The following is a 5999-nucleotide window of genomic DNA, read 5'->3' as shown; positions in this document are numbered from 1 at the left end:
CGCCCCCCGAGCCGTCCCCCCCCCCGGCTGAGCGCCACCCGGCGTGGTGCGTGCCGGCGTTTATCTTGTGGTTTGCGTCAGAATTCGGCGCGAGTCTGACGCAAACCTCTTGATCACCGGGCCGGAACGGGCCCGCCGGGGTCAGTTGGCCGGGCGGCGCAGGACGCTGACCGCGAACGGGGCGTCGTCGCGCCACGGGCGCAGGTCCCAGGTGGCGAAGCGCTGCTCCACCCGCAGCCCCGCGGCCACCGCGTCGGCGTCGAACGCGGTCAGCGGGTAGCCGCGCTCGGTGCCGAAGCCCACGGTCAGCACACCGTCGGGTCGCAGGTGCGCGGCCACCCGGCGCAGCACCTCCGGTTCGGTGCCGACCGCGACGAAGGCGAGCACGTTGCCGGCCAGCACCGCCGCGTCGAACGGCTCGGCTTCACCCAGCGCCGGCAGATCCAACTCGGCGAGGTCGGCGACCAGCCACGTCGGCCCGGGATAGTCGGCGCGGGCGGCATCCACCAGCACCGGGTCGGCGTCCACCCCGACCACCGTGTGCCCCCGCTCGGCCAGCGCGGCACCGACGCGGCCGGTGCCGCTGCCCGCGTCGAGAATCCGGGAGCCGGGCGCGACCAGAGCGTCCACCAGTCGGGCCTCGCCGGCCAGGTCCGCGCCCTCGGCCACGAGCTTGCGGAACCGGTCGATATACCACTGTGAGTGCTCGGGGCCGGTGTCGGTCGCCCAGCGGGTCGGGTTGGCCATGAGGCCACCGTAACCGGGCCGGTGGGGGCCGGGCGGGCGACCCGGACGAGACGATCATCCCTTCTCCGCGCCGCTGGTCAGCCCCTCGGTGAGCAGCCGCTCGCTGGCGAAGAAGAGGATCACAATGGGCAGGGTGAGGACGACCGACCCGGCCATCAGCACCGTCTTGGGCACCTCCACCCCGTCGGCGAGCAGGGACAACCCCAGGGACACCGTCCACCGGTCGGGTTTGTCGACCAGGAACAGCAACGCGAAGAGAAACTCGTTCCAGGCGATCATGAAATCGTAGAGCGCGACCGCCATGATCGACGGCATCGCCAGGGGCAGGCTGACGCGTCGGATGATGCCCAGCCGACCGGCGCCGTCGATGGCGGCGGACTCCTCCAGACTGACCGGGATGGTCTCGAAGTAGTTCTTCAGCATGTAGACCGAGACCGGCAGCGTCTGCGAGATGTAGACCAGCACCAGACCGAAGAGCGAGCCGCGCAGCCCGGCCCGGGTGAAGACCACGAACAGTGGGATCGCGATGACGATCGACGGGAACAGGTAGACCGCCAGGAACAGGAAGTCCACCTGCCGCCGGCCGAAGAACCGCAGCCGGGCCACCGCGTACGCGCCGGGGATGGCGACCAGGAGGGTGAGCACTGTCGCCGCGACGGCGACCAGCCCGCTGTTGCGGATGAAGGTGAGGAAGCCCTGGCCGCCGTCGTCGGTGGCCTTCAACACCTCGGCGTACGTGGCCACCGTCAGTTCGCCGAAGCCGACCACCAGCGCGCCGGGATCGAGCAGCAGCCGCTCGATGGGACGTACCGAGAGCACCAGCATGTAGTAGAAGGGGAAGGCGGTGACCAGCAGGAACACCGCGATCACCAGGCGGCGCAGCCAGCGCAGGCTCACCGTCTCGACCACGTCCCGGTCCATCAGCCCACCCTCCGTCCGAAGAAGCGCAGATAGATCAGCACGAACACGATGAGCACCACGGCCAGCACGACAGCCTGCGCGGCCGCCGCCCCGATGTCGGTACGGGCGGTGAGGAACTCGTACACCCGCACGCTGACCACCTCGGTGCCGGCCGCACCGCCGGTGAGCAGGTAGACGTCGTCGAACTTGTTGAACGTCATGATGAAGCGCAATACGCCCAGCAGGGCGATCACCGGTAGCAGTTGCGGCAGCAGGATGTGCCGGAACCGCTGGGTGGGGGTGGCGCCGTCGACGCGGGCGGCCTCCTCCAACTCGCCGGGCACCGCCTGGAGCCGGGCCAGCAGGAACAGGAACGCGAACGGGAAGTACCGCCACGCCTCGAAGACGATCACCGTGGCGAGTGCTGTCGACTCCTGGGTGAGGAACGGCACCGGGGCGTCCCAGCCGAGCAGGCGTTGCCCCCACGCGTTGACGATGCCGAGCTGTGGGTCGAGCATCACCTGCCAGACGAACGTCACAGCGACCACCGGTGCCACGTACGGCAGCAGCATGGACGCCCGGACCAGGGTGCGCCCCCGGAACGGTCGGCGGACGACCAGGGCGGCGACCAGACCGAGCACTATCGACCCGACGGTGCCGCCGATGCTGTAGATCAGCGTGACCCAGAGCGTCTCGGCGAAGCCGGGGGTGTGCAGCACCCGGTCGATGTTGTCCATGGTGAACTCGCCGAACAGCCCGGTCTTGCGCAGCGTGGCGAGCCGGACCCGTTGGAAGGCGAGCACCACGGTCCACACGATCGGGATGCCGATGACGGCGATGGTGACGAGCAATGTCGGTGCGACAAGCGCGAGCCCGGCCCGGGATTCGCGGCGGCGCAGGGTCAACGGTCGGCGTCGAGGTGGCGCCGGCCGCTCCCGGGTGGGGGAGCGGCCGGGACCGGCGGTGGTGGTCAATTGACGCCCGCCTTGATGGCGTCCACGTCCTTCTTGGCGCGGTTGGCGGTGGCCGCCGCGTCGGACTTGCCGGAGATGAGGTCGCCCAGCGCCTTGGGCACCGGCAACTCGCCGAGCATGGCGCCGACCAGCTTGCCCTGCCCCTGGCGGAGACCCCACCGCCCGAAGGTGTCCGGGCTGCGGCGCAGCGTGGCCAGCACCTCGTCGCCGTACACGTCGGCGAGGGGCTTTTTCGCGTCCACGCCCGCCTGGCTGGTGTTCCAGGCGGTCAGGTACGCCTCCGGCTCGGCGGGGGTGCCCTTGCGGACCGGGAAGCGGCCCTCCGGGGACATGCCGAACCAGCGCGGGTAACCGTCACTGAGCATGTACTCCACGAAGGACTTCGCCGGGTCGGCCGCCGCGCCGTCCAGCACGGCCCACGAGCTGATCTCGCCGTACTGGGCCGGCTCGGCGCCGTTGGGGCCCTTGATCGCGGTGACGAACCCGCTGTTCTTCGCCAGGAACCCCGGGTCGGCCTGGCACTGCGGGCAGGTCGGCTTGGCGTCGTTACGCAGGCCGGCCAACTCGTCGAGGATGAACGGCGACCAGATCACCATGGCCGCCTTGCCCGCGAAGTAGGTGGCCCGGGTGGTGTCCACGTCCTGCGCGCCCTTCACCGAGCTGGTGCGGATCAGGTCACCGTAGAAGCGGAACGCCTCGACGCACTGCGGCGAGTCGAGGGTGACCCCACCGGAGTCGTCGGTGAGCTGGCAACCGTTGGCCAGCGCCAGGTGCTCGAAGGTCTGCTGGGTGAACACGTCGCTGGGCGCGGTCGCCGCGGTGATCCCGGCGACGCCGCCGGTGTTCAGTTTCGCCGCGGCGGCGGTGATCCGTTCGTACGTGTCGGGGGCGGGCAGGCCGGCGGCGTCGAACAGGTCCTTGCGGTAGACGAGCAGTTGCCCCCACCCGTCGCTGGGTACGGCGAGCTGCTTGCCGTCGTCCGAGGTCAGCTCCAGCGCCCGGGGGGAGAAGGTCTGCTTGCCGAGCTTGTCGACGATCTCCCCGTTGGCGGAGTCGTGCAGCAGCTCGTTGCCGGCGAGCGTGCGGATGCCGGCCAGGGAGACCGAGCCGACCACGTCGGGCAGGTCGCCGGCGGCGGCGTTTGCGGCGATCAGGGAGGGGAACTGGTCCTCGTTGACGGTCACGAGGTCGACCTGGATCCCCGTCTTCGCGGTGAAGTCCGCGATGATCGCCTTGGTGGCGGTGACCCGGTCGGCGACGTCCTCCAGGCTCCAGACGGTGATCTTCTTGCTGTTGCTGTCTGGCTCGTCGTCTCCGCAGGCCAGCAGGGTGGACGCTGCTAGTGCCATGATCAGGGTGGTGGCGAGTATCCGCCTCGGAGGTGCTGACATCGGTGGCACTCCTCTCGAAGGGTACATGCCGGATTCAACACCTTCGATTGATCAATAACAAGACATATTGCGATTTTGTGTCTATCCTGGAGCCCAGTGCTACCGGGATGTGACACATGGGCAACTGGGTTGTCTCACTCGCCGGGCCTCGACGGATCAGCCTCGAGCCCTGCCCGCCGGATCCGCTCGGCCCCGGCCAGGTCCGGGTCCGCACCTGCTACTCGGGCATCTCCGCCGGCACGGAGCTGACCCTCTACCGAGGCAGCAACCCCCGGCTCAGCAAGGACTGGGACGACACCGCCCGGATGTTCGTACCCCGCCAGACCCCGGTGCCCTACCCGCTGATCGGCTTCGGCTACGAAGAGGTCGGCGAGATCATCGAGGTGGCCCCCGAGGTCCTCGATCGGCACCCGGGGCAGCTGGTGTGGGGCATCTGGGGGCACCGCGCCGAGGCCGTGCTCGCCGCCGCCGCCGTCCGTCCACTGCCGGCCGACCTCGACCCGCTCGCCGCCGTCTTCGCCCGGCCGGGCGCCATCGCGCTGACCGCCGTGCTCGCCGGCGACCTGCACCTCGGCGACTGGGTCGGCGTCTTCGGGCAGGGCGTCATCGGCCTGCTCGCCACCCGACTCGCGACGCTCTCCGGCGCCCGGGTGGTGGCGGTCGACCGGATGCCGGGCCGGCTGGCGTACGCGGCCGGCTACGGCGCGCGCTCGACGGTGGACGCCCGCGACGAATCCGCCGCCACCGTGCTGCGCCGGGCCACCGGCGGACGGGGCGCGGACGTCTGCCTGGAGCTGTCCGGGTCGTACCCGGCACTGCACGAGGCGATCCGGTCCACCGCCCAGGCCGGCCGGGTGGTGGCCGCCGGCTTCTACCAGGGCCAGGCCGACGGGCTCGGCCTCGGCGAGGAGTTCCACCACAACCGCATCCAGTTGGTGGCCGCCCAGGTCTCCGGGCCCACCCCCGCGCCGGCGATGGCCGGCCGGTGGACCGGCGACCGGGTGGCACAGACCTTCATGGACCTGGTGGCCGAGCACAGCGTCGACCCGTTGCCGCTGGTCAGCCACATCGTCGACGCCAGCGCGGTCGCCGACGCCCTCGCGCTGCTCGACAGCGGCGCCGGTGACGTCCTCCAAGTCGTGTTGAGGTTCTAGATGACCACCATCGCGCTGGCCTGCCAGGAACAGCTCCTGCCGGGCACCGACCTGATCCAGAAGTACGCCCTCGCCACCGCCCTCGGCTACCAGGGCATCGAGCTACGCGGCCGCGGCGACCTCGCGTTCGCCCGTCGGCTGCCCGAGCTGCGCCGGGCCCGCGCCGCCGGGGTGGTGATGCCCACCGTCTGCGTCGAGATGGACCACTTCATCGGCGACTTCGACCCCGCCCGGTCCGCCGACGCCGTCCGCAACCTGCGCTCCCAGCTATCGGTGATCGCCGAGCTGGGCGGCGTCGGGGCGATGACCCCGGCCGCCTGGGGGATGTTCTCCCGGCGGCTGCCGCCGTTCGAGCCGCCCCGGCCGCCGCACGGCGACCGGCAGGTGCTCCTCGACGCCCTCGGCGAGCTGGGCGAGCACGCCCGGGCCGAGGGGGTCACCCTCTTTCTGGAACCCCTCAACCGGTACGAGGACCACATGGTCAACCGGCTCGACGAGGCGGTGGCGCTCTGCGCCGCGCTGGGGCTGCCGTCGGTCCGGGTGGTCGCCGACACCTTCCACATGAACATCGAGGAGGACGACGTGCACCGCGCGCTGCGCACCGCCGCGCCGTACCTCGGGCACGTGCAGGTCAGCGACTCCAACCGCTACCAACCCGGCGCCGGGCACCTGGACTGGCCGGCGCTGGTGCGCACCCTGCTGGAGCTGGACTACCGGGGGTGGCTGGCGCTGGAGTGCCGGCTTCGCGGCGACCCGGTCCGGGCCCTGCAACAGGCCGCCACGGTGCTGCGGCACGCGCTGCCCCGGCGGGCCGCCGCGTGACCGCCGACGCC

Annotated in this window: 6 protein-coding genes; 2 read left to right on the top strand and 4 right to left on the bottom strand. The window is 71.1% G+C overall.

All coding sequences use genetic code 11. The annotated features are described in order from the left end of the window. Positions 1-141 precede the first annotated feature (141 nt). From ABZU52_RS31720 to ABZU52_RS31705, 4 genes are read right to left on the bottom strand one after another with little or no spacing between them, the layout of a single operon-like run. The gene (locus ABZU52_RS31720) at positions 142-747 is read right to left on the bottom strand and encodes a class I SAM-dependent methyltransferase (RefSeq protein ID WP_354974601.1); all 606 of its coding nucleotides are present in this window, start codon (positions 745-747) and stop codon (positions 142-144) included. Positions 748-801: 54 nt separating this feature from the next. After that, on the bottom strand, positions 802-1668 hold the full coding sequence (locus tag ABZU52_RS31715) for a carbohydrate ABC transporter permease (protein WP_354974600.1): 867 nt from the start codon (positions 1666-1668) through the stop codon (positions 802-804). Further along, complete coding sequence (locus ABZU52_RS31710; protein WP_354974599.1) at positions 1668-2621, bottom strand: sugar ABC transporter permease; 954 nt, start codon at positions 2619-2621, stop codon at positions 1668-1670. The genes ABZU52_RS31715 and ABZU52_RS31710 overlap by 1 nt, the downstream gene beginning before the upstream one ends. After that, positions 2618-4012, bottom strand: a complete 1395-nt coding sequence (locus ABZU52_RS31705) for an extracellular solute-binding protein (protein WP_354974598.1) — start codon at positions 4010-4012, stop codon at positions 2618-2620. Before ABZU52_RS31705 ends, ABZU52_RS31710 begins: the two co-directional genes overlap by 4 nt. A gap of 116 nt (positions 4013-4128) precedes the next feature. On the opposite strand from ABZU52_RS31705, the gene ABZU52_RS31700 reads away from it, so the two are divergent. Both ABZU52_RS31700 and ABZU52_RS31695 read left to right on the top strand, forming a co-directional pair. After that, positions 4129-5166 carry a zinc-binding dehydrogenase gene (locus tag ABZU52_RS31700; protein WP_354974597.1) on the top strand — a complete coding sequence of 346 codons (1038 nt, stop codon included), beginning with the start codon at positions 4129-4131 and terminating at the stop codon, positions 5164-5166. Beyond that, entirely contained in the window at positions 5167-5988 is an 822-nt protein-coding gene (locus ABZU52_RS31695; RefSeq protein ID WP_354974596.1) for a sugar phosphate isomerase/epimerase family protein, read from the top strand. It begins immediately after the preceding gene. Positions 5989-5999 lie beyond the last annotated feature (11 nt).

The sequence above is a fragment of the Micromonospora sp. NPDC005220 genome, from assembly GCF_040607895.1.
GTDB lineage: Bacteria > Actinomycetota > Actinomycetes > Mycobacteriales > Micromonosporaceae > Micromonospora.
Note: the sequence above shows the minus strand (reverse complement) of the source record. Positions and strands in the feature narration are given on the sequence as shown.

Bases quoted from the DNA above. Each gene is read 5' to 3' on its own strand.
- ABZU52_RS31720 (WP_354974601.1), bottom strand. From the start codon at position 747: ATGGCCAACCCGACCCGCTGGGCGACCGACACCGGCCCCGAGCACTCA.
- ABZU52_RS31705 (WP_354974598.1), bottom strand. From the start codon at position 4,012: ATGTCAGCACCTCCGAGGCGGATACTCGCCACCACCCTGATCATGGCA.
- ABZU52_RS31700 (WP_354974597.1), top strand. From the start codon at position 4,129: ATGGGCAACTGGGTTGTCTCACTCGCCGGGCCTCGACGGATCAGCCTC.
- ABZU52_RS31695 (WP_354974596.1), top strand. From the start codon at position 5,167: ATGACCACCATCGCGCTGGCCTGCCAGGAACAGCTCCTGCCGGGCACC.
- ABZU52_RS31715 (WP_354974600.1), bottom strand. From the start codon at position 1,668: ATGGACCGGGACGTGGTCGAGACGGTGAGCCTGCGCTGGCTGCGCCGC.